Source organism: Mycobacterium sp. IS-1556 (assembly GCF_001499985.1).
GTDB lineage: Bacteria > Actinomycetota > Actinomycetes > Mycobacteriales > Mycobacteriaceae > Mycobacterium.
This window is the reverse complement of sequence record NZ_LQIM01000010.1, coordinates 35152-58777: the sequence shown is the minus strand read 5'-3', so window position 1 is coordinate 58777 and position 23626 is coordinate 35152. Positions and strand designations below refer to the sequence as shown.

Below are 23626 nucleotides of genomic sequence, written 5' to 3'. Positions count from 1 at the left end.
GGTAGGCTTTCCGCGACGGTGATATTCACCGATTCGAGGAGCCTTGAAGTGCTCCCCGGTGGAAATCGGCAGGAGGGCGGGGCTACATGACCGAGTCCAGAGACCAGCAGTTCTTCGACGCACTGAACAAGGCGGGACGCGACGAAGATGACGACACCCGCACGGACGCACCAGAGACCGCAAGCACAGGCGACGAAACGCCGACAGCAGAACCCGGCTATCCACAGCCGCCATTTGCTGCTGATGAGCCCCAAGGCGACCCTGCTAGCGGCAGACACCACGTCGATCCGCCCATCACCGAAGGCGGCCGATGGGGGCAACCCTCGCAGACGACGAGTCACACTCCGCCACCGCCGCCGTGGCCGAACAACGCGCCGCGAAGCGACGCCGCGGCCCCTTCACCTGACATCCCCGCGGCGCCACCGCTTTTCGAGCCGCAGAAGCTCCAGGGCCCCCTCCAGCGCAGCGACAGCAGCCCTGTCCAGGAGATGAATAGCCCGCCGCGGGGTTTCCCGATCCCCGCCGACGAGCCGACAATCCAGACAAACACAACTGGAACGCCACCCGCGACAGGCAGCCCGCACGATGCCGACGAGGAACGTGCCGCGCCGCCGCCGCCATGGCAGCCTCGACCCGGCGGACAACCGTCACCGTCCGGCAGGGAGGTGGACCGGCACGAGTCGGCGCAAGGTCGGCCCGCGCCGCGCCCAGTTGCTCCCGAGGAGCGCACGCAGTTCCTCTCGCGCGACACGCTGCGAAACGCGCTGGGCCCCAACGCGACACCGCCGCCGCCTCCTGGATGGCCCGCCCAGGGTGGCGCCCCCCAACCCGGTGGGGGACAGCGGCCCAGCCATCCGCCGCCAGGCTGGTCCGCACGCGGGCCGGAACTGCCGCCCGCCGAGCCGGTAGCACCGCGCGGGCCGCGGCCGCCCGAATGGGACTGGTCCCAGAGCACAGGGACCGGCGGTGCAGAGCTGCGCAGCGAGCAGATTTCAGCCTCCGAGCTCAATGCTCCGCGCAAGATCCCCTCGTCACGCGGATGGCGAAAATGGCTGTACTACGGCACTTTCAAGCTCATCAACACCGGCGAGTCACCGGATGAGCAGCTGCTGCGCAACCTCAACGCGACGGTGGCCGGCCATCTGCGAGGCACCTATTCCATCGTGGTGCTGGGCGGTAAGGGTGGGGTAGGTAAGACCACGACCACCGCGGCGATCGGGTCGACGTTCGCCTCGCTGCGCAAGGACAAGGTTATCGCCATCGACGCCAACCCCGATCGCGCCTCCAACTTGGCAGACCGGATCGACCCGAGGGCCACGAACTCGTACATGGATGTGTTGACTGACCGGAACTTGCACGGCTACAGCGATATTCGCTCTCACGTCGGAATGAATGAGGCGGCCGGCCTGGATGTTCTGGGGAACCGGTACCAAAGCGACCGTCAGCCGCTGACCGCCAAGGTCTACACCGACACGCACGCGGTGCTGCAACGCTTCTACAGCGTGCTGATCAGCGACTCCGGAACCGACGTCGACCACCAGGTCTTTCCAGGCCTGATGAGTCGTGCCGATGCGCTGATCATGGTGGCCTCGACCGCACCGGACGGCGCCAAGGGTGCTGCCGAACTGATGGACTGGGCCTATGAGGCCGGCTATCACCGGCTGCTGCAGCGCACCGTGGTCGTCATCAACGATGTGCGTGGCGACAAAGGTAAAGCCCACCGCAAGCTCGTCGACTCGCTGGTGGAGAAGTTCTCCCGGTGGGTCAGTCCACAGCGCGTCTTCGTAGTTCCGTTCGACCCTCATATTGCCTCTGCTGGGGTGATCAACATCCACGAGCTGCGCCCCGAGACCCGGCGGCGCTACCTGGAGATCACCGCTCGGCTGGCAACGGGCTTCAACAGCAGCGAGGACGGGAAGTGAACCCCGCCGAGCCGACCACCCCCGCGCTGTGCCGGGTGGCGCTACTGGTGGGCGAGGACTTCGAGATCGACTACTCGCTGCCCGCCGGGGTGGCGCTGATTGCGGTGACCGAGGACCTGGTGGCCCGCGTCAACGAGGTCCTGCGCGAACGCGGCCGCCCGCTGCTCGATCCCGAGCAGAGCTACCGGCTGTGCCGGGCGGACGCGCAGCCGTTGGATCCACAGAAGACGCTGGATGAGTGTGGGGTGCTCGACGGCGAGCAGTTGTGGCTCTTACCGGCAGCCTCGGCCGAAACCTACGAACCGGTCACGGAAATGGTCTCGACCGCCATCGCTCGCGCGGCCAATCAACTGCTGGCCACCCTGACCCCCGACATCGGCCGCAAAGTCGCCGGTTGGCTGACTGCCGGCGTTGTCGGGTGGGCGTGCCTGATCCTGGTGAACTGGTGGTGGAGCGTCGGCGGCACCGACGCCCCGTACGGATGGATCGGCGCCGCCTCAGCGTGGGCGATGCTGGTGGCCCTCGTCGCCGCAGCCCGGGGACTGTCCAAGGCAGACGCGGGCACCGCGGCAGGCCGTGAGCGCCACGCCACAGGCTACGCACTGTCCTGGGTCGCGCTGATCCCCGCGGCCGCCGCGGCGGCGATGTCGCTGCCCGGCACACCAGGGCTCTGGCACCTCGCCGCGCCGCTTGTCGCGATCATCGCCGGCGTCATCGTGCTCGCCACGATATGGGGTCGCCACATCGTGGCCATCGCCGCGATCCTGACTGTGAGCGTGTTCGCCTTCGGGGCCTCCATCGTCGCGGCCTCCACCTGGGAGGTCCGGCCAGAACGCGTCGCCATCATCGCCCTGATCGGCGTGATCATCGCCGTCACTTGGGCCACCAGCACCGCCGTCGCCGCCTCCGGCGTGCCGACCCCGCTGTTTCCCTCCGTGACCAACCGCGGAGTGTTCGAGCGGCTGCCAGGCCAGCCCGCCGACACCGTGTCCCCAGTCGGCCCGACCGGGGCGGCCACCGCCGAACAGGTCCGAGCATGGGCGATGCGCGGCAACAACACCTTGACCGGGATGATGATCGGCCTCGCCGTGGTGACCGTCGTCGCCGCGCGCTACGCCGTGGTGCCCGGCCAGCCCGGTGGATGGCGCTACACCGCCTTCGTCGGAGCGATCAGCGTGATCCTGGTGCTTCGTTCCCGCTCATTCGTGGACCGGTACCAGTCCATCACGCTGATGGTCGCAGGCGTGGGAGCAGCCGCAGTAGTCATCGGCCGCTACGCGGCCAGCGATGCCACCAGTCTCAAGGTGGCGCTGATCTGCGTCGCGGTCACCCTCGGCCTGGCGGTGATGGCGCTGCTGTCGGCTCTCGTTGTGCCCTTCCGCGAATACACCGCCCCGATGCGACGGTTCGTCGAAATGATCGAATACGTGCTGCTGCTGGCCCTGCTGCCCTGGGCCCTGTGGCTGCTCAACCTGTACCCGGTGATCCGCAACGCGGTCAGGCACGGGATATGAGCCGCACGCCGTTCGGCGCCCGCGTGCGCGCCGGCGCCGGGCTCGCAGGCACCGTTGCGCTGCTCGCCGCGACCAGCATGGGCGCGAGCTGGGCGATCACACCGCCGGTGGTGCCGCCAGGGCCGCCCCCGCCCGACCCCGCGCCCGCTCCGGACTGGCCGATGAAACAGACACGCGCCTGCACGCTGACCGGCGTCATTCCCGGCAGCGATCTGCGCGAGCTGCCCCCAGCGTTGGCACTGCTGGATATGCCGGCGGCCTGGCAAGAGTCGACCGGCGCCGGAGTCGTCGTCGCCGTCATCGACACCGGAGTTGCACCCTCACCGCGCCTGCCCCACCTCGTCGCAGGCGGGGACTACGTGATGGGCCAGTACGGCGACGGACTCTCTGACTGCGATGCCCACGGCACTCTGGTCGCTTCGTTGATCGGCGCGGCACCCTCGGGCGCCCCGCTGCCGGTGCGTCCGGCGGGTGCTCAGGTTGCACCGCCGCCCCCGGCGGCGCCTGCACCGCAACCGATTCCACCACCGCCACCGCCGCCAACTATCACCATCACCAAGACCACCACCGAGCCGCCGCCTCCGCCGCCGCCGGCAGAACCCCCGCCTCCGCCGCCCGGGCCGCCCCCCGCGTGGGGTCCCGGCGGCTCTGTCGCCCAGGCGCCGCAGCTTCCCCGTCCACAGGTGCCGCCACCCACCGGTGGTCCCGATGGCTTGGTCGGCATCGCTCCAGATGCGGTGATCTTGGCGATCCGTCAAAGCTCGCAGAACTTCGGGTTGAAAGACCCGCGGCTGGATCAGGACCAGGAGCAGACCCGCAGGACCGGCGACATCAACACGCTGGCGCGTGCGATCGTGCACGCCGCCAACCTCGGCGCGCGTGTCATCAACATCTCGCTGGTGTCCTGCATCCCAGTGACCAAGCCAACCGACCAGGCAGTCTTGGGGGCGGCGTTGCGCTATGCGGCCGTTGATCGAGACGTGGTGATCGTGGCCGCAGCAGGGAACGCGGGCACACAGGGATGTAGTCAGAATCCTCCGCCGGCGACCGGGGCGTCCGGCTGGGACGATGTGGTGACCATCGCCTCACCAGCCTGGTTCGACGACTACGTGCTGGCGGTGTCGGCCACCGACAACTTCGGAGCACCGCTGATGGGCCAGGCGGCGTCGCTGCACGGGCCATGGGTGGATCTCGCTGCGCCGGGGGCCGACATCGTGGGACTGTCGACCTCGGGGCACGTCATCAATGCCTCGATCGACGAGGACAAGTTCAAACCGATCATCGGTTCCTCGTTCTCGGCGGCTTACGTCTCTGGCGTGGCAGCACTGGTGCGGGCGAAGTTTCCGCAGCTGCCCGCGGCCGAGGTCATCCACCGGCTCACCGCCACCGCACACGCTCCTGCCGGGGGGCGCGACAACGTGATCGGCTACGGCGTGGTCGACCCACTCGCAGCACTGACGTGGGACGTCCCCCCGGCACCTGCCAAGGCTCCAACACCCACCGAAGCGCCCTTGCACGTTCCGCCACCCCCGCCACCGCCGGATCCACGCCCGGCGCGCATGCTGGCCGCCCAGATCGGGGCGGGCGTAGTACTGGTCGGCGCGGTGCTGTGGGGGACAACCGTCTGGCGAAGGAAGCAGCAGCGATGAAGGAACGCACCTGGAGCGCGCGCGCCGATCTCGGCGCCGCACTGCCCACCGAGATCCTTGCCGTGCTCGGCACAGCCATCGCCGTTGTCTTCGGCGGCCCCTGGTGGGCCGGTGCCGCCGGCGGCGCGGTCCTGGGGGCGTTGCTTTTCATGGTGAAAGCCGCACGGTTGACCCCCTGGCAGTGGCTCAAGCGGTTCATCGGGCGGCTCCGCCGCAAGGAACACCGCGTCGAGATCGGCGAGTTTGTTGACGTCGACAGCGATGGGCAGCCCCTGGGTGTGCATGCCGACAAGCACACCCTGGTCACGATGGTCAACGTATGGGGCCGCCCCTATATCCCCACCCTGCTTCGTCCTCACGGGGCCGAAACCCCGAATACGCTGCCGCTGAGTGTCATTGCCGAGCACATGCAGCGCTTCGGCCTCGGGGTGGACATCGATGTGATCGCGCAGGGCCACCGCACGGCCAACGACAGCTACGGCCAGTTCTATGCCCAGCTCTTGGCCGACAGGCCCGCGGCCGGGCAGCGCAGCACCATGCTGGTGATCCGCATGGATACCCGCGCGCCGGACACCGCCGCCGGACTGATGTGGCGCACCGACGCCGCAGCCGCCGTCGCGGCGGTCACCCGTCGTATCACCCGCGCGCTGCGCCAAAGTGGTTGCCGGGCAGAGCCGATGACGGCCGCCGACATGCGCCAGGCGGTACTTGACATGCACGGCGGCAGCAAAGAAGACGTCGAGAGCACCTTCCGTGAAGGGTGGAATGACCTCACCCACCGCGGAAGCCACGTCACCAGCTACTACCTCAGCGCCGAGGACCTCACGGCGGATCGCCTCGACGACATGTGGGCCATCGCTTCAGAGCACACGCTGCTGGGGTTGCACCTGCGCCGCTCGAACGGGGCCATCACCGTGTCGGCGACGGTGCGGTTCACCACGACACAGCCGCTGCTCACACCGCCGGCGGTCATCCTCAACCGCTACACGGGTCGCCAGTGGTGGGCGCTGTCGGCGCTGCTGCCCGGCGCTGAACGAATCAACGGCATGCCGGCACGGCCGCTGACCGCCGATCTCGACGCCGCGGTGGCCATCGGCTCCTCGGGGGTGATGTTGGGCAAGGTGGACGACGCCCTGCTGCTCATGCCGCTGCGTGACCCGGCCGGGCCCACCCGTATCGTCATCGACGCGGACGACGACCTCGCCGTGCGCCAACTCATACGCCGGGCCTCGGCCAGCGGTGAGGTGGTCGCGGTGTATGACCCGCGGCGGCGCTGGGCCATGGCCGCGGCATCGTCGCGGATCTGGAACACCCCCGACCTGCGCGCGCAGCCGCCGCGACCGCCAACAGTGGTGGTGCACAACGGGTCCAGCAATCCCTACCCCGGTGCGCTCGTCAGCATCAGCGTCGGCGCCGGTCCCCGCTCGGTCGAACCCGACGTGCGCATCACCCAGCGCAACGGACGAATCCGCATCGAGACCGAGCGGTTCACCGCCCGCGTCGACGCGGTGACCTTCCGCAACGAACAGACGTTCCTGAACTGATCCATGGTCTAACCCTCGCCCTCGCCTAAAGGGACTCGGCGCGGCTTAGCGCTGGATCCGGCGCAGCATATTGGCTAAGAGGATCACCGCGTCGGCGGCAATGCCGGCCTCGATTCTCGATACGGTGGCGCGGCGGTGTTTAACCGCTTGGGCTAGTTCGATGGTGGCGCGGGCGAGCTTGCGAAGTTCCGCGTTTTCCGCTCCCGCGAACTCGACTTCGACGTAGCGGTCCAGCCTGGCTTTGGTACTTGCAACAGGAGGCTCGGCGTCGTTGCCGCGCTGGTGTCTCGAGTGGTCGTAGACGGTCGCCGACAATGCCTCCAGGATGGCCACGCAGTCGTTTCCAACGTTGGAGTAGTCCTGCTGTGTCGAAGCGGATTCGAAGTGGCGGCGCAGCTCGGAGATCTCTTCGTCGACGCGCGGCCAACCGGTGACCCTGCGGGGGGAGATGGCAGCGGCGAGGGTGGATGTGATTGAGCCGGCCTCTCGCTCGTCCAGCAGTGTGTGGAGCGGCTCGAAGTACTTGTCGAGGATGTCGCGGCGCGCTTGCCAGCCGCCGGGTCCGACCGCGCCCTCGGTTCGCCAGTGTTTGTAGAAAGTGTTGAAGTCTCTGAACGGCGGATCGAACGTGGTGATGCCTAAACGGGTCAACACAGCCTTGAGCGCCCGAAGGACGAGCACCGAATCGTCCTGGCTGATGTCGGCGCCCCCGGTGCCGTAGCCCTCGAACTCCTCGTGGGCGAAGCGGGCCAGGGCCACCGCCACTTCAATGTCCGTGCGGTTTGCGACCGGACCTTGGGTAATGGATTTCAGCAGTTGCTCGTCGAGTACCCGCTCAGTGCTCTCGCCTCCGCCCCACGGGTCGGGACCGGGCACCGTGCGCTCAATCCAGAAATCCCACGACTTCATAGCCGAGAGGGTATTGCGTCAAGGCCGAGTACTGAGCCAGCGACAGCGCCGCGCTCAGCCGAGCAGCTCGGCGGGAACAGACATCAGTGCGCTCGCGACGGCGGCGAGGTACCAGCAGGTGCCCGCGCCAGCGACGGCGGCGGGGATGGCCAACCGCGTCCAGTTGACCGGTGCCGGCCGCCGGCGGGGGACACGCAGGGCGTCCGACGATCGGTTGCTTGCAGACGGGTCGGGGTCCAGCAGCGTCGGCATCGACACTGGGGCGGGGCCAAGGATCAGGGTGTCGTCGACGTCGCGCTGAGCGGGAGTCAACGGCCACCAGTCGCTGGAACCGTCGATGGCCAGCCAGCCTTCGAGGACACCATAGGCCGCGGCGGAGGCGAAGGTGGCCGGGATCTGAGCGAGCAGCCACGGGATGAGCAGGGTGCTGGCCAGCGAGGGACTGGGGTCATACAGCAGCGGCAAGGGTGCGCCGCTGAGGATGGCGGCCCAGATCAGCGCCGCGATCGGATAGGCCTGCAAGCGCTCGGGGATCAGCCCGGTGATCAGGGTGTGGAGCGTCCGGCCGGCAGGCCAGCCGATCGGGGCGGCGGCGGCGAGGGCGGCGACGACACCGGTTTCGAGGGCACCGGTCGTGGTGGAGGACGTGCGGAAGATCAGCGGCGGGGTCACTTGATCGTCGTGTGGGTCGGGTCGGGCGCCCACTTTGGCGCGGCTGCGGGCGCGGATGCGTTTGCCGAGCAGCTCGGCGCGGCGCTTCTGGAACATCCAGATGCCGGCGCGGGCGGCGATCCAGGCGCGGCGTTCCTCGTCGAAGACCTCAGCGGGCATGGCCGGACCCGAGTAGATCATCGACGAGCTGCTCGGCGGTGTGCAGCTGCGTCCGGATGCTTTCCAGGACAGTGACCACGTGCTCGTGCGCGGGGCAGGCCGCGTCGCTCGGTGCCGGGATGTGTGAGGTGGGGGTGCCGCCACCCATCACGGTCTTGGCCGAGCCCGGCGCCCATCCCAGTGCGCGGTCGATTCGCTCCAGGGTGGATCGAGACAGCCGCCGGTCCCCGGTGAGGGCTTTGTTCATTGTCGATGGCGACGGGCCGCCGCGGGCGAACATCTGCGTGCGGCTGATTCCCAACACGCGTCGACGCTCGGTGACGAAGTGGTGGAGCCGCTCGATGCCCTGTTCTGGTGCCTCCATGTGCTAACAGAACCATATTTCGCCCTTAGTCGTCCATGAGCGTGGACATATTTGCCCCTTAGTGGATACGGTTCGATTACAGAGTTGAGCATTAGCCGAGTCGAGGAGGCTAGACGTGAAGATCGTGCTGATGGTGGCGGCTGGGGTGGCGGTCGGGTTGACCGTCGTCGTGGCCGTGCTCGTCCAGATACTCGTGCAGCTAGCTCCCGTCCTGGCGGTGGTGGCGCTCGCGGTCCTGGTGCTGCACCTGGTTCGGTGGCGAGGCCGCAGACATGCCCACCAGGCCCAGTCGTGGGCGCCGCCGTATCACACGGTTCCGGCGCAGGTTCCGGCCGCGGCCCCGGGCAGTGCGGCGCTACCGAGCTCCCAGAGCGACCCCATTGAGGAGCTGCATCTGCGGTGGGGGCCGCCCGTGGCTGAGGGCCTGGACGCCGCTTGGGCGATCACCCCCCATGGAGCGGGCAAACAGGTTCGGCGTGCCCGCGCTGGAAGCCGCCCGTCTGGCGCCGTTCGGGGCCGCCGGCCATGACGCGCGGTATCGACAACGACGAGTGGCTGAGGAACATCGGGGCGGTCACTGTTCACGACGACGACGACCGCGATGACACCGCCAGGGCCGACGACCACGCGCACCTTGACTCAACCGATCTCGGGTCAGAGCAGGCCTCCGCAGAGTTCGACGACGACGCCGAGGACTCGCCACTGGGCTATGCCGAGGATGACTACGACTACGACGACTCCGCGCGCGACGCGCTGCTCGGCGAGCCCTTCGACGTCGGCGGGTCGGTGGTGGATCTGGACACCACTCCCACCGACGCCGACGCCCGCGCCCAGGATTCGTCGCCGCGCCGATTCACCCCGTGGGTAGTCGCCGCGTTCGGCGCCGTAGCCGTCCTCGGCACCATCATCACCCTGGTTGTCACCATGGCCAACTCGCCGAGCACAGAGCCGGCCGGGCCCGCGGCCGCACCGGTAGCGCCCCGTGTGGTCGAGGTAGCTCCGCCCAGCCCGCCGCCGAACACCGATGGGCCCCTGCCCTTTACGGCCTCCTCGGACTGCCCGCCGGGGTCCACATCAGCGCAGTCGGTGGCCGACCCCAACTCCACAACCCCGTGGGTCTGTGTGCGATCGGTCGACGGTCAGGTCCTGGAGATCGACCTGGGGCGCACGTTCGTCATTACCGCGGTGTCCATCGTGCCGGGCGCAGTCAACAAGACCCACGTCAGCCCCGACCAGCCGGACCCGTGGCTACAGCATCGCGTGGTCACCCGGGTGCAGTGGCAGTTCAACGACACCGACCGCACAGTGAAGAACCAAAACACCGGCAATGTCCGTGGCGAAGCCGTGGAACCGATCCGCCCCGGCGTGCTGGCCTCAAAGATCACGCTGATCATCCAAGAAACCAGCCGCCCACCGGCGATCGCGCCGACCGACACCTCCGGGGCACCGCCGCCACCGACCGCCGGACCGTCGATCCTGGGCGACATTCTCGGCGGCGATCAGGGCGGGACCGCGCCGGCACCGGCTCCGGTCCTGCCCGGGGGGACGACCTCGCGCGATCCGGCTGACGGCACCTTCGCGGTGTCGAGCATCAAAATCATTGGACACAAGGCGGTTTGACATGCAGCTGACCAACACCTGGCGGCGGCGACTCACCACGACCGGCCTGGGCAGCGCCAAGGTCGTCGTGACGATTCTGGTGGTCTGCTCGGTGATCAGCGGAGCGTCCACGCTATGGCGGCTGGTGTTCCCGCCCGATGAGACACCGGTGGCGGTGACCGCACGCTCGGTCGGCAACGAGACCGCGCTGGTGGAGAGTTACGCGATCGACTGCGTGACAGTGCTTCTGACCGCCAGCAGCAGCCGGGCGGGCGAGGTGTCGCGCTGCTTCCCCGACAGCACCGATATGTCGTTGCCCACGACCTCCCCGCTGATCATCTCCGCGCAGGCAGCATCGGCGACGTTTGTTGGTCAAACCGCGCCCGGCGTCGTGACCTACGGCGTCATCGTGGCCGTCACCGAACAGTCCTACACCAACGCTCCTCCGGTGCGCAGCTACTACCAGCTCCCGGTCAGCGTGTACAACGGTGGCGCGCCGCGGGCGATGGCCAAACCAGCCCGCCGCGACCCACCGCCACCGGGGGTCGACGTGTCACTCGACTATCCGGTCACCATCACCAACGATGCCGTCCTGGCAGCGGTGATCAGCGGCTTTGTGACGTGCTACCTCACCGACGCCAACGGTATCGAGCGGTTCGTCACCGTCGACTCCGGGCTAGGACCGCTGCGCGCCTACTCGACGGCCGCAGTCACCTCGATCCGAGCGCAGAAGCCGGTCCCGGAGGCCCCGGCCGAAGGTGCCGAGCTGCGGGTGTGGGTCACCGTCAGTGCACGAGCCGCCGACTACACCACCACCCCGCTGGAGTATCCGCTGACGCTGCGCGCCACCGGCGGCGCCTGGTCGGTGGCCGCGATTGACAAGGTTCCGGCGATCGACCCTGATGCCCCGCCGACCCCCGTCGCCGGCGGCATGCGATGAAGCCCGCTCGTAGCTGCTGGCACCACGCCAACGGCTCAGTCCATCCACCATCACACTGAAAGGCAACACCGATGGATATCGCCTCGCACACAACGGTTTTAGCAGCACAGGGGATCGTGGGCATGTCCCAGGAGATCTTCTCCATCGTGGTCGTCGTCGGTGGCCTCGCCGCCATGGCGCTGGGCATCGCGGTCGGTCTACGCAACGGATTCAAGCAGGGAATCGGGTCGGCCATCGGCGCCGTGGTGGGCGGCATCATCTTGTCGCTGATCATCGCCAACGTCGCCGGATTCCAGCAGTCGGGCAATCAGGAGTTGCAGCAGCGCGGCATCGTGTCCGTCTACGGGCAATGACCCATCGAATCTCTGAGCTGGGCGCCTCGCTGCTCGGCGTCCTCGTCATCGCCGCACTGATTCACGGCACCACCGGGCTCATCGACGACGCGAACAACCGACCGATCCTCATCAGCCACCACGAAGAGAGCTGACCATGCCCAACAACGAGGTTCCCACCGGGGAGCCGGCGAAGGTCTTCACCGGGATCCGCGATGTTCCGATCTACGCGGGGGAGTCCTCGACCGGAAATCGCCTGCCCGGCGGGCCCTATCGCAGTGCTGAACTCATCGCGATCGGCATGATCATGCTGCCCGCACTGTGGTGGTTCCGCACCCACGAAGATGGCGGGTTCAGTGTGCTCGCTGGCGCTGCCGTGGCAGCAGTTGTCGTGACGGTGATCCTGCGGATGGTGCTGCCCAAGCGGCGGCCATCCCTGGCCGCGCGCGCCAGCTTCGCGCTGTCATCGATTCTGCCCAAGAACGCGTGCGCGGCGCGCCCGCCGGCCAGGAGCGGTCATGGCTCGCAACGCTGAGCCGCGCGTCGATCATCTCTTCGATCCGCCGCTGGCGGTGATCGGCAACCTGCGCTTCACCCGCGGCGGGGTGTATGCCGATTACCTCATCGACGGGCTGCCGCTTGTGCTGCGTCCGCTGCGCACCCATGAACGGGGCAGCCGGTTCTACCGCAACCTCGCCCGCGCCCTGCCCTCGGGCTGGGCACTGTCGGGGTTGCTGGACACCACCGACCCGAATCGGCTGATGCGCAACATCGTTGGCAACCACAGCCACCAGCCAGGTTGGGTGGAGCACTGCCGATTGTGGGAACCCACCTTCAACCCTGAGGCGGCACCCGCCGGTGCGCCGGTGTTCCTGGAGGAGCGACGCCGCGGCTGGCTGACCTTCCCGGTCGACAGCGGCCGGGCGGGTCGCACCGCGGCCGGAGCCGCCACGAAGGCCAAGGACTGGGTAGTCGGCCGCGACGTCGACTCCGACACCTCGGTGGCCGCCTACGCACGCCTGGCCGCCGAGGTGGTCGCCTCGCTGCCTCAACAGTTCAGCGTCCGACCGGCCAGCCCACTGCAGATCCTCTGGCAGCACCGGCACAACGTCTTTCGCGGTGCCCTGCGCGACCCGATGCCGCCCGCCGCAGCCGGCCCAGACCGGCTCACCGCGGCCGATTTCGTGCGCCCGGGCGTCGACGAGGGCGCCAACGCGGTGCGCTCGTCGTGGTGGCCGACAATGCGCCCGATCGTGCGCCTTTATGACGCCGACCACCCCGAGGGCCCGTGGAGTTATCAGGCGCTGCTGCCGATCACGCACTTCCCCGACACCGGCCTGCGGTTCACCAAGGCGGCATACCTGTATTCGCTCGATAACGTCGACACAGAAGCCGCCATCGACTGGATACAGCACGTCACCGTGCGCAGTCCCGACCGCGCCGAGGCGCTCAACGCCCGCGCCGCCAAGAACATTAAAGACCAGATGCGCCAACGGGGCCGCATGATCGAAGAGGACGACGAACTCGACATCAAGCTGGCCAGCACCCGCGAGTACAACGCGCAGATCAAAGCCAACCCCAGCGAGCGAGAGCTCGATGTCGCCACCCTGATCGCCGTGGGCGCACCCACGCTGGAGATGTGCGAAGACGCGGTGAAACAGGTCCGCCACGAACTCGACCAGGCCGAGATTGCGGTCAGCCGCTGGCGGGGCGCGCAGTCCAAGCTGTGGGCCGCCTTCAATCCGGGCAGCGAGAAGCACGCCTACCTCGACGAGTTCCGCGATCCGACGTCGGCGCACCTGTGGGGCCGCTTCACACCATTGATCTCGACGCGCGTTGGTGATTCTCGCGGCACACCGCTGGCGGAGAACCAGAACACGTTGCGGCGCAGTCTGATCCTGCACGATCCGGAAGGATGCGCCCGCCGCCACAAGAACACTGGCCTGATCGTGATCGGCGACCCGGGAGCGGGAAAGTCCAACCGCGCCAAACTCTCTGGAATCGAAGTGGTGCTGCGCGGCGGCAAGGTCGACGTGTTCGATCCTGGTACCCACGGGGAGTGGGGGCAGGCGTTCCGTAACGTCACCCACACGACGGTGATCGATCTGGGAGATCCCCGATTCAGTCTCGACCCGCTGCGCATGTTCCCCTTTGACAAGGCCGGCGAGGTGGCCGCCGATCACATCTTGCCGATGATCGGTGTTCCCGCTGACAGCGACATGGAGAACCGGTTCACCCTTCTGGTGAGCCCGCAGATGCGTCAGGCCAACGGTATTCATTCGATGCGGTCGCTCATCGGTTACCTGCGCGATCAGCCTGGCTCCCACGACGACATGCTGCTCGCCCGCCTGGAGGCTTGGGCTACCCAGCCGGCGGCGCAGGCCATCTTTGACGAATCGTTGCCGGCGTACTCGCCGGCACAGTCACTAGCGACGATCTGGCTGACCAACCGGCTGGGTCTGCCCGATGCCGACGACATTCTCAACCCACACCTTTATGACAAGCTGCCCAAGGGCGCTCGGGCGGGGATGGCGATCTACGGGTTGATCATCGACACCGTGCAGCGTCACCAGTTTCTGCACCGCGAGCAGTTTTCGACGATGATTTTCGAAGAGGCTGCCGAGCTGATGGCCTACCCCGCCGGCGCGCGCACCGCCCACCGCATCACCCGCCAGGGCCGAAAACACGCGACCGGTATCTGGCTGATCTCCCAGGACTACCGCGACTTCGAGCGGATGGGGGACAAGTTCATCACCCAGAAGTGGTTGTTCGCGATCCGCAATGAGGAACTGGCGACCAAGACGCTGGAGTGGGCCGGTGTAGATCCCGAGCTGTACCCGGAGGTGGTGCAGTCCTACTACGAGGACACCAGCCCGGCCGAGTCGGCCGACGACGAAGACAGCGACGACGACGCCTTCGGCAAAGTGCATCCCTCGCGGATGGGGGAGGGGTTCATCGTTGACGAGCGTGGCCGGCGGGCCCGCTGCCGCTTCCTGGGTGCCCCCACGACGCAGCTGGCCGCCGACGTCGACAGCACCCCGCCTCAACAGGTTTTCGCATGACCTCGGGCGCGCTCACCCTGTGGTTGGCTGACCACCCGCGCGCACGACGCACGGTCGTGACGATGACGCTGACCTACACCCTGTCCTTCGTGGCCTTGCTGTGCGCGCCGAACGCCGTGGCCGCTGGCGGCTCCGCGGCGCTGGGTTGGACGGGACTGCGAGACACCGATGGTGTGCCGATCGCGTTCTACTTCCTGTCGATGGTTTCGGTACGGGAAGCCGCCACCAACAACGGCCAAGAGATTTCGATGCTCGACCCGAGCACGTGGATGCCGTGGATGGCCGCGGCCATGGAGCGCGCGGTCGACAACGCGACAGCCGCGTGGTGGCTGGGCATGATCGCCGGAACCTTCATCTTCATCATGGCCGCCGCACTGTGGTTTCTGCGCTTCGCGCTGTCCACCGGCTGGCTCGTGGCCATCGCAACCTTCGGCCTGCCGCTCTACAACGCGGTCAGCTCACTGGTTAGCTCAATGATGCTGGCGCCCATCGCGATTACCATCTGCGTCACCGTCGCTGGCTACCACATACTGCGTGGCCACCCCGGCCGGGGCTGGGCCATGCTGGGCACCGCGCTGGTCCTGACCATCCTGCTGGCCACGGTGTTCTCCGACCCCATCGGCGACCTCTACAGCGAGCACGGTCTGCTGGCGCTGGGACGCGGCACCGGCCTCGAGATCGCCCAGGCCGCCACTGGGGCACCGTTCGCGTCCGGCACCTCACTGGACGCCAAACTCGATGCGCTGATGGCCAACGTCGTGACCGCCGGCGTGCGCCACCCTCTGCAGGTGCTCAACTTCGGCATGGTCGTCGATGACGTCGGCGGATGCCGGCAAGCGTGGAACGCCGCCATCATCGGAGCCGGAGGTGTTGATGGCCCCGGACCCGCGCACGCCATGGCCAACTGCGGGGCTCCGCAAGCCTTGGCCTACGCCCAGCGCCTCGGCGGCTCGGACGCCACCATCGGCCTCCTGCTGGTTCTGGTCGCGATCGTGGTGGCCTTCTTCTACTTCTACGTCGGACTGTCGGCGATGCTGGTCGGCATCAAATCGCTGTACTTCGGCATCCTGGTAGGTCCGTCCTTCCTCATCGGAATGCTGGGCTTCGGACGGGCTCTGGCCTTCGCCAAGCACTGCGGGACAGAGCTTTTCATGCACGTCGTACAGCTGATGGTGTTTGAGGTCTACCTCGCAGTCTCGGCGATCGGCATCACCTGGGTGCTGACCACCGATGCCATCGGCGCGTCCACGGCGACAGCGATACCGCGGGTGCTGATCATGGCCGTGGCGGCAGGGGTTCTGTGGCTGGGTTTCCGGTTTGTTGATCGCTCCTTCCATACCGACGGCATGGGCACCATTCGCCGCCAGGTCGGCGCCGCGTGGCACGCCGGAACAGGTGCGGTCCGCGACGAAGCGAGCTCCTACCGCGACAAGGCGCAGTCCGCCAGTGCACGCCTTCGACGTGGCGGCCGCGACGACACCGCAGGCGGACAGGACGACGCCAACGGCTCAACCCCGCGTCGCACGCCCGGCATGGAATGGTTCAAACCCCGCTCGTCGAGCACCGCGCGCACACTGAAAGTTGCCGGTGGCGGGGCGGCCGGCAGCGGCGCGACACCGGTGAAGGCCGCCGCCAAGTCGGCGGCCGCCACGGCCGCGGTCACCGCGGTTAAGGTGGCCGCACCCGAGGTGGCCGTGCCCGTCGCTGCGGCAACCAAGGCGGCCGGCGTCGCCGCAGCAGCCGGCCACGTGCTCAAGCCCGCGAAGAGCAGCGATGGCTCGCCATCGCGTTCCGCCGCCCAGGGGTCTGGCGGCGGCGATCCTTCACCGGCCCCGCTGCGCCAGCCACGTCCGGATACCGCAACTGCCTCCTCACCGGCCCGTGAGCCCGCGCAGGCGGCTACCCTCGCCAGTCGCAGCACGGCCCAGGCACCCGGACGCCCGGCGCCAGCGGCCGGGTCGCAGCCACCGCGCGGCAACGGTGCTCCAGCAGGGACAATTGACACCGACGAGCCACGTCAGAACGACACCGCGGCGCCTCGCGCCCCCCGACCGACGCGACCACCCCGAGAGATTGGGTCTTAGACGATGAGCACTGCGCGCGACTACCTCGACGCTGGATTCGATGCCCTGGGCCTGCTCGGCAGCCAGGCTGACCCCGCCGCCGCGCGCGAGCAGTTTCGCCGGGCGGTCAGCATCGACCCCGGCATGTGCGATGCCTGGTTGGGGCTGATCGCCACCGGCGATCACTCCAGTCAGACGCTGCGCCACGCCCACGAAACCAGCGCCACTGTGCACCGTGAGACTCGACGCCTGGGCCTGCAGGACACCGCTCTGGAAGCGTCGGTGCCCTCGCCGGGCTTCATCGAAGTGTTCCCCTACACGGCGGCGTCGATCACGCTGGCCTACATTGCAGCGCTGCTGACCGAGAAGGACTACGACACCGCCGAGAAGCTGCTGGAGTCCTACGACACCGCCCGAGAGCCCATGCAGACGCCCATTTGGCGGTGTCTGGGCGCCACCCTGCACTACGTCACCCAGCGCTGGACCGATGTCCTGGACTGGGCTGCTCGGCCCGTCACCGGGACCCTGCGGGTCGTTGATGCCGCGACCGACCTGATGGCCGGCATTGCGCACGTGGGTCTCGGCGAGTTCGACGCCGGACTGGTGCTGCTCAAAGGCGTGCCCGCTGATCAGGTGAGCCCGCACGCCGGCGCCTTGGCCGCCCTGTACCGCGGATTCGCGCTGCGCTGGCTGGGTCGCGAAAATGACGCACGTGCCGAGTTCGGCATGGCCAGCGTCGGCGGGCGCATGCTTCCTGACGCCTCGACCGCCCTGGCCGATGCCACCTTCGGGCCCAAGACCACCACCGCTGAGGCCATCGCCGCCCGGACCAGCCGCTGGGATCCGCAGTCCGGGCCGACCACCGAGGAGCTACGCCAGGCCGAACAGGCCCAGGCCGCCGAAGCCGTCCTCGAGGAAGCCGAGCGGGACTTGGAGTCCTTCATCGGGCTGGGCAAGGTGAAAGCGCACGTCAAAAAGCTTAAGAACGTGCAGATCTACGACCGGGCGATGGCGGCGCGCGGCGAAGGAGTCGGCCAGCGCAACGCCCTTCATATGACCCTCGTCGGTCCGCCGGGAACGGCTAAGACATCGATCGCGCGGGTGATGGGCAAGATGTATTTCGGCCTGGGGATTCTCGACTCTCCGGAGTGCATCGAGGTCTCGCGCAAGGATCTCGTCGGCGGGGTGATCGGTGATACCGAAGCCAAGACTGGCGCCATGCTGACCAGCGCTCGGGGCAAGGTCTTGTTCGTCGACGAGGCCTACACGCTGTACCAGGCCGACAATGAACGCGATTTCGGCCGGATCGCACTCGACATCATCATGAAGTTCGCCGAGGACCACCGCGACGACACCATGATCGCGCTGGCCGGCTACGCCGACGGCATGAACCGGCTGCTCTCCGCCAACCCCGGTCTGCGGTCCCGGTTCCCCACCCAGCTGGAGTTCAGCTCCTACAGCGCCGACGAGCTGGGCCAGATCGCCGCCATGTTCGCTCAGAACTATCGCGTGCTGGTCCATCCCGAGGCGATCGACACCTTCGGTCGGTACACGAGCTGGCTTACCGGGACGGCGACCAACAACCCCGAGAATCCCGCTGAAACCCTCATCGACATCGCCGGCAACGGCCGCTACGTGCGCAACGTCATGTCCGAGGCCGTGGAAAAGATGAAGGCACGGATCGTGTCCGACCCGTCGATCGACCTGGCCACCGCCGACTCGGACCTGCTGCGCACCGTCATCGACGCCGACATGACCGACGCGCTCAGAGAAGTCCTCGTCAGCGCAGGAATTCAGACCGAGCAGGGTTGACGATGGCCGCCGCTGAGGTCGGCATGAGCGGTGAGACAGCATCGGACACACCTGACCGGTCCGGTCGGCATGCCGCACCGGTAGGCGATGCTGTGTCTATGTTCGCGGTCGGATCGCTGGTGGCGGGGTATCGGATCGAGCAGGTCCTTGCCACCGGAGCGACCGGAACGGTGTACCTGGCCAAGAATCCCACCTTGCCCCGCCGTGACGCGCTCAAGGTACTCAGCGCCGAGCTCTCCCGCGATGCCGCGTTCCGTGAGCGCTTCGTGCGCGAAGCTGACATCGCCTCGCTGCTGGAACACCCCAACATCGTGTCGATTCACAACCGCGGCGAAGCCGACAACGGCCAACTCTGGATCGCCATGCAGTACGTCGCGGGCACAGATGCCGAGGCAGCGCTGCAGGCCGGAACGATGACCCCCGCGCGGGCCATTCGCATCACCGGCGAAGTCGCCAAAGCCCTGGACTACGCACATCAGCGCAACGTCGTGCACCACGACGTCAAGCCAGGAAACGTGTTGTTGGCCCACGGGTCTGACGACGACGAGCAGGTTCTACTCAGCGATTTCGGTGTGGCGCGGGCAGCGGGCGGCCCAGACGAACCCGGCGACCCCAACGACGACACGACCCTCGCCGTGACACTGGCCTATGCCGCACCCGAAGTCATCACCGGTGATCCCATCGACGGCCGCGCCGACATCTACTCACTGGGATGCGCACTGTTTCGGCTGCTGACCGGAAAACAACCGTTCTACAGCGCCGAGGGAACAACTGCGCTCGCGCTCGCCCACTTGCAGCAGGCGCCGCCGCGGATCTCCGACCACCTGCCCGACGCGACCCGCCAACTAGATGTGGTGATGGCCAGAGCGCTCGCCAAGAACCCGGCGCAGCGTTTCAGCTCGGCGCGAGAGTTCGCCGCGGCCGCGGCCGCGGCGGCGACATCTCTTACCGAACCGTCGACGCCGCCGGCACCGCGCCGCGTCAGTCGACCCTCCGTCGATCGACGGCCCGCCCCGCTCAACGCATCCCAGTATGGCCCGAGCTTTCAAGAATCGATTCGCATCACGCCTGTGCGGCCGCGGCCACCTCGGATGGAGCGGTCCGTCAAAATCTTGTGGGCGGCCTTCGCCGTGATCGCCACCGCCGCGGCCATCATGTGGGCGAAGCTGCTGTGGCCGTCATCGGACTCACCGCAAGCGACCTCACCGGCGACGTCGACGAGCGCCACCACGTCGGCCACCCCTGCCCCGTCGACCACGCTCGCACGTCTAATCCCGTCCGGCTATCCGCGCGGCACCTGCAAGCCTGCGCCCCCGGCCACTGGGGCGAGCGCGGCTCTAACGTGCGGCCCCAACACTGATCCGGCCGGTCCGACGTCCTCGACCTATACGCTCAGCCGCAACTCATCCGCTCTGCGTGCGGCCTTCACCAACACCGTGAACCGCTCTGTCCCCATGGTCTGTCCGCCCAACATCCAGTCGCCCGGGCCGTGGCGACGCAACGACAGCCCCACCGTGGTGCGCGGCACCCTCTTCTGCGGGGTCCAGGAGGGTCGGCCCGTCGTGGCGTGGACCAACGAGGAGAAGCTGCTGCTGGGCGTCGTGCGCGCCGACCCGCCGGGACCGCCCCTGGAAGGTCTCTATGCGTGGTGGTCCTCGCACTCATAGCGGCACGGCCCGGAGAGTGCCGCCGGTCCGACGAGCAGATGTGCTGTCGGCATGGCGGCGAAAATCAATGCCGGTGGGCCTTTCGGAGAGGACCGCGGGCAGGGATGAGGCTCAAGCTTTGTTGCTGATCCGGACCGCGGCCGGCCCGTCCATGACGCTGCAATGGGTGCTCAGTGCCGGCCCATACACCGTCGCCTCGCACGTGCGGCACGTCCAGGTGGTGTGGCCGCCACCATGCCCGGTACAGGCGGCGTGACCGACAAGGACCTGGCCCGCGGCGAGCGGGTGACCATTCGGGCAGCGTTGCGGCGCTCGAACGATCCACGCGTCATCGGTGGACAGCAAGCACCAAGTCGCCGATCTCAGCGCGCCTCACTGGCTGCGCCGCCTTCGCCGCGCCCGTTCGGAACCCATATTTTCGATCATCACATCTGTTCGCGCGCGATGCGTCCACCTACCCGCAACCTGCGTGGAAGCTGGGTCTCGCGCGCTCGAAAGATGGCACGCGTCGGGACGGATCGACCCGCTGCGAACCATCGCGCAAACCATCGCAGCTTCAGACGCGAAAATCCGCCGGTCCGCCCCCCTTAACGGCGTTTCTAACTGCGGTAATATGCGCGATCGCCAGCCGGCAAGAGATCGCAGCCCGCGAGGCAAACCATAGCGCGCAGACACCGAATTGATAGCATTCGCCGTTAGCAGCGGGCGTACCGGGAGGTCTCATGCGCGAGGGCAACTCCGCGCTCAACACCGGCCTCGAAAAGGCGCCAAAACTGACCATTGAGGTCGCCTCCAGCGTCCACACCGCCCACCCAAGAGACGGCGCCGTCACAATCGGCCGCCAGTTGCCCTCGCAGATCCGAGTCAGCGAGCCGGGGATCTCCCGCATACACGTCCGCATCGAACCCGCCAACGGCGGCTGGACGCTCATCGACTCCGCAAGCCGCAACGGCACCTACCTCAAGGGACAGCGCGTCGACTCCGTCGCGATCGACCGCGAGTTGACAGTGCACCTGGGCAACCCGAACGGCGTCGCCGTGCGGTTGACTCCCACCTTTGCTGAAACCGTCAATGCCACAGACACACTCGGCGCTGCGTTGACCGGCGAAGACACCGCAAGCACCGAGGCTACCGTCGAGGAGCCCGCCGCTAACGACACAGAAACCACCACCGATGAGGCCGCCCCCGAAACTGACGAGCATCCCGACCCGGACATCGCGCGCGCCGGCGCCGCGTTGGCCGCGCGGCGCGAGGAACTCGGGCTTTCCCAACGCAAGCTCACCGACGACCACATCATCAGCCAAAGCGTGCTGGTGAAGTTCGAACGTGGCCGGCACTGGCCACGCGAACGCACCCGCGCCAAGATCGAGGAATACGTGGGTTGGGAGCCAGGAACGCTTGCCCGGATCAAGGCTGGCGATCCCATCCCCGACGACGAATCCACCGAGGCGATCACCCCGACCGTGCAAGTAGCGGTCGCGATCGACGCGGCCGACATCGCGCTGCGCGGCATCCGCGCCCGAGCCGCCATGCTGCCCCCGAGCAACGACCCGCAGTTCACCCGCGCGGCCACCGCCCTCCTGGACGAACTACGCCGACTCGACGCCACCCTTACCGACGCTGCACGTTCGGCGACTGGACGACCAGAACTCGCCCTCACCCTCGGACAGGTTAGGCGGACATACACCGATCTGATGTTGCGCGCCGCACGCGCACCGGCCGCCACACTGGGCCAGCGTCTGTATGCGGTTCGCCACCACAACCAGTTGACGGTGCAAGAAGCCGCTAATGCCGCTGGCGTCCGCTACGGCGAGGTCGCCAACACCGAATCGGAATTGCCCGTGCCCGCCGCCGCGGCCGCGATTTTGCAGCGGCTCGTCCAGATGCTCAGTCAAGGCTCGGAGTAGCACGTGGTTCCCTTTGCCGACGAGCGCGACACGGCGACCTCCGCCCAGGCGCATCACCTCGGAGATGCCGCTGCACCGCTCCGGACGGTTAGGCCGACGCCTTCGCGGTGCGCTGCCTGCGGGCAGCGATCGCGCCGTCATAGATCTTGAGGAATTCGCTCCAGTCCGGGATCTGCACGCGACGCCCGGCTGTTCCGCGCAGGAGAAGCTGAGCCTCTTCGAGGCTCTGCGGTAGCAGCTCTTGCCAGTCGATGATGGCGCCGAGTTGTGAGGACTGCGAACGGCTTCCGCCGTTTGGCTCGTAGGACTCGGTGCGCCGGGTGGCCAGTCCCTGCCAGTGTGAGGCCTGTTCGAGCAGGTGGCGCTCGTGGGCGCCGTACATCACGACGGTGCCGGGGAAGATGTCGCGCAGCGCGTCGGCGTACTTGGGCCCGTAGACGACATCGAAATGGCTGGACGCCTGCACGGTGGCCATGATGTTCACGCCCAGGCCGGCCGATTCACCGACGTAGTTGAGCAGGGCCGGTAGCGGGCAGGAGTTGCACACCTCGTCGAGTTCGAGCAGGAGCCGGTGTTCGAGCTGGTGCTGGGCGGTGCGCTTGCGGAAGTGTCGGATTATTGAGTCGATCAGCGCCACCGCGGCGCCGGCGACGGTACCGGTGTTGGGGGCGATGACGAACAGGCTCGCCTCGGGATCATCGAGCATGGAGACATCGAACGCGTCGATGCTGAGCTGGTCGACCGCGTTGAGGCGGTCCAGGTGGTCGGTGGCGCTCAGCCCGAGCCGCACCCATGGGGTCACTGCTTTGGAGACGGTGATGGCCACGCTGTCACGCATGCGGCTGTTGAAGGTGAGCACGCGCTGCATCGGGTCAGCGAGCATCGGGTGCGGGCACAACGCGGCGGCGGTCACCCAGGATGGTGTGGCCTCCAGGGGAAGCTGGGTGGCGCCGCCCCCGTCCTCGTCGTCGATGCCGAGGTTCTCGACCGCTTCGAGCACCCAGGGCATGCCCTGGCTGTTGCCTTGGGGGCTGGCCGCGTAGAGCAGGCAGGCCAGTGGGCGGCTGGCGGTGGACTCCCACAAGCCGCCGGCGGCCACGGTCTGTCCGCTCGACGCTCCACCAAAGCCCACGCCGGAGGTGGCGAGCATGGTTTCGGCCACGGTCAGCGCTTCATCGGCCGAGGTGATCGACATGGTGGGGTCGGTGACCATCGAGCGCACCCCCACGGGCCAAGCCAGCGTCTTTTCCGGGCGCAGATCGATGACACCGGTAGGGCCCAGACCGCGGCGCATCAGCACAAGTTCGGCGAGGTCTTCCTTGCTGGACACCGCGACCAGCGGTCCGGGGTGCATGACTGCGGCCGGGGCCAGCAGACGGCGGGTCTTGCCGGTGCGGGTGGGGGCGCTGATCGCCAAATGGGGTGCGCCCATGACCCTTTCGTGTTGCCCACCATCGTTGACGACTAGTCCGCAGTAGGGGCTGTAGGGCTCGGGCCGCGTAGTCATGGGG

The 23626-nt window shown here is 67.8% G+C and carries 19 protein-coding genes; 15 read left to right on the top strand and 4 right to left on the bottom strand.

Features of this window, described 5'->3' with window-relative positions:
* Positions 1-86 precede the first annotated feature (86 nt).
* The 4 genes from AU187_RS25890 to eccE are packed head-to-tail and all read left to right on the top strand — an operon-like array spanning position 87 to position 6629.
* Entirely contained in the window at positions 87-1922 is a 1836-nt protein-coding gene (locus tag AU187_RS25890) for a MinD/ParA family ATP-binding protein (RefSeq protein ID WP_286131888.1), read from the top strand.
* The gene (gene eccD / locus AU187_RS08720) at positions 1919-3436 is read left to right on the top strand and encodes a type VII secretion integral membrane protein EccD (RefSeq protein ID WP_059166613.1); all 1518 of its coding nucleotides are present in this window, start codon (positions 1919-1921) and stop codon (positions 3434-3436) included. The genes AU187_RS25890 and eccD overlap by 4 nt, the downstream gene beginning before the upstream one ends.
* The gene (gene mycP, locus AU187_RS08715; RefSeq protein ID WP_059166612.1) at positions 3433-5085 is read left to right on the top strand and encodes a type VII secretion-associated serine protease mycosin; all 1653 of its coding nucleotides are present in this window, start codon (positions 3433-3435) and stop codon (positions 5083-5085) included. Before eccD ends, mycP begins: the two co-directional genes overlap by 4 nt.
* A complete protein-coding gene (eccE, locus tag AU187_RS08710) occupies positions 5082-6629 on the top strand; it encodes a type VII secretion protein EccE (RefSeq protein WP_059166611.1) in 1548 nt (515 codons plus the stop codon). The genes mycP and eccE overlap by 4 nt, the downstream gene beginning before the upstream one ends.
* A gap of 45 nt (positions 6630-6674) precedes the next feature.
* Here eccE and AU187_RS08705 read toward each other — a convergent pair whose 3' ends face one another.
* From AU187_RS08705 to AU187_RS08695, 3 genes are read right to left on the bottom strand one after another with little or no spacing between them, the layout of a single operon-like run.
* Positions 6675-7538 carry a hypothetical protein gene (locus tag AU187_RS08705; protein WP_059166610.1) on the bottom strand — a complete coding sequence of 288 codons (864 nt, stop codon included), beginning with the start codon at positions 7536-7538 and terminating at the stop codon, positions 6675-6677.
* A 54-nt stretch (positions 7539-7592) separates the two neighbouring features.
* Complete coding sequence (locus AU187_RS08700) at positions 7593-8390, bottom strand: hypothetical protein (RefSeq protein WP_286131887.1); 798 nt, start codon at positions 8388-8390, stop codon at positions 7593-7595.
* Positions 8359-8733: a helix-turn-helix domain-containing protein gene (locus AU187_RS08695; RefSeq protein WP_059166608.1), complete on the bottom strand. Its 375-nt coding sequence runs from the start codon at positions 8731-8733 to the stop codon at positions 8359-8361. The genes AU187_RS08700 and AU187_RS08695 overlap by 32 nt, the downstream gene beginning before the upstream one ends.
* Positions 8734-8848: 115 nt before the next feature.
* Here AU187_RS08695 and AU187_RS08690 point away from each other — a divergent pair, with 115 nt between their 5' ends.
* The 11 genes from AU187_RS08690 (at position 8849) to AU187_RS08640 (ending at position 22115) form a co-directional block, all read left to right on the top strand.
* Positions 8849-9262: a hypothetical protein gene (locus AU187_RS08690; RefSeq protein WP_059166607.1), complete on the top strand. Its 414-nt coding sequence runs from the start codon at positions 8849-8851 to the stop codon at positions 9260-9262.
* Positions 9259-10353, top strand: a complete 1095-nt coding sequence (locus tag AU187_RS08685) for a discoidin/SUN/FTP domain-containing protein (RefSeq protein WP_059166606.1) — start codon at positions 9259-9261, stop codon at positions 10351-10353. Before AU187_RS08690 ends, AU187_RS08685 begins: the two co-directional genes overlap by 4 nt.
* Before the next feature lies 1 nt (position 10354).
* A complete protein-coding gene (locus tag AU187_RS08680) occupies positions 10355-11272 on the top strand; it encodes a conjugal transfer protein (protein WP_059166605.1) in 918 nt (305 codons plus the stop codon).
* A gap of 122 nt (positions 11273-11394) precedes the next feature.
* Entirely contained in the window at positions 11395-11625 is a 231-nt protein-coding gene (locus AU187_RS08675; RefSeq protein ID WP_286131886.1) for a hypothetical protein, read from the top strand.
* Positions 11622-11759, top strand: a complete 138-nt coding sequence (locus tag AU187_RS25635; RefSeq protein ID WP_172800192.1) for a hypothetical protein — start codon at positions 11622-11624, stop codon at positions 11757-11759. The genes AU187_RS08675 and AU187_RS25635 overlap by 4 nt, the downstream gene beginning before the upstream one ends.
* Positions 11760-11761: 2 nt before the next feature.
* Positions 11762-12139, top strand: coding sequence for a hypothetical protein (locus AU187_RS08670; RefSeq protein ID WP_059166603.1), 378 nt, complete (start codon positions 11762-11764; stop codon positions 12137-12139).
* Positions 12123-14666 (top strand): ATP-binding protein, encoded by a 2544-nt coding sequence (locus AU187_RS08665; RefSeq protein WP_059166602.1) that lies wholly within the window; start codon positions 12123-12125, stop codon positions 14664-14666. Before AU187_RS08670 ends, AU187_RS08665 begins: the two co-directional genes overlap by 17 nt.
* Positions 14663-16750: a hypothetical protein gene (locus AU187_RS08660; protein WP_059166601.1), complete on the top strand. Its 2088-nt coding sequence runs from the start codon at positions 14663-14665 to the stop codon at positions 16748-16750. The genes AU187_RS08665 and AU187_RS08660 overlap by 4 nt, the downstream gene beginning before the upstream one ends.
* Before the next feature lie 3 nt (positions 16751-16753).
* On the top strand, positions 16754-18541 hold the full coding sequence (locus tag AU187_RS08655) for an AAA family ATPase (RefSeq protein ID WP_059166600.1): 1788 nt from the start codon (positions 16754-16756) through the stop codon (positions 18539-18541).
* Between the two features lie 98 nt (positions 18542-18639).
* A complete protein-coding gene (locus AU187_RS08650) occupies positions 18640-20208 on the top strand; it encodes a serine/threonine-protein kinase (RefSeq protein ID WP_059166646.1) in 1569 nt (522 codons plus the stop codon).
* Positions 20209-20930: 722 nt separating this feature from the next.
* On the top strand, positions 20931-22115 hold the full coding sequence (locus AU187_RS08640) for an FHA domain-containing protein (RefSeq protein WP_059166598.1): 1185 nt from the start codon (positions 20931-20933) through the stop codon (positions 22113-22115).
* Between the two features lie 88 nt (positions 22116-22203).
* Here AU187_RS08640 and AU187_RS08635 read toward each other — a convergent pair whose 3' ends face one another.
* Entirely contained in the window at positions 22204-23622 is a 1419-nt protein-coding gene (locus AU187_RS08635) for a type IV secretory system conjugative DNA transfer family protein (protein WP_059166597.1), read from the bottom strand.
* Positions 23623-23626: the final 4 nt, after the last annotated feature.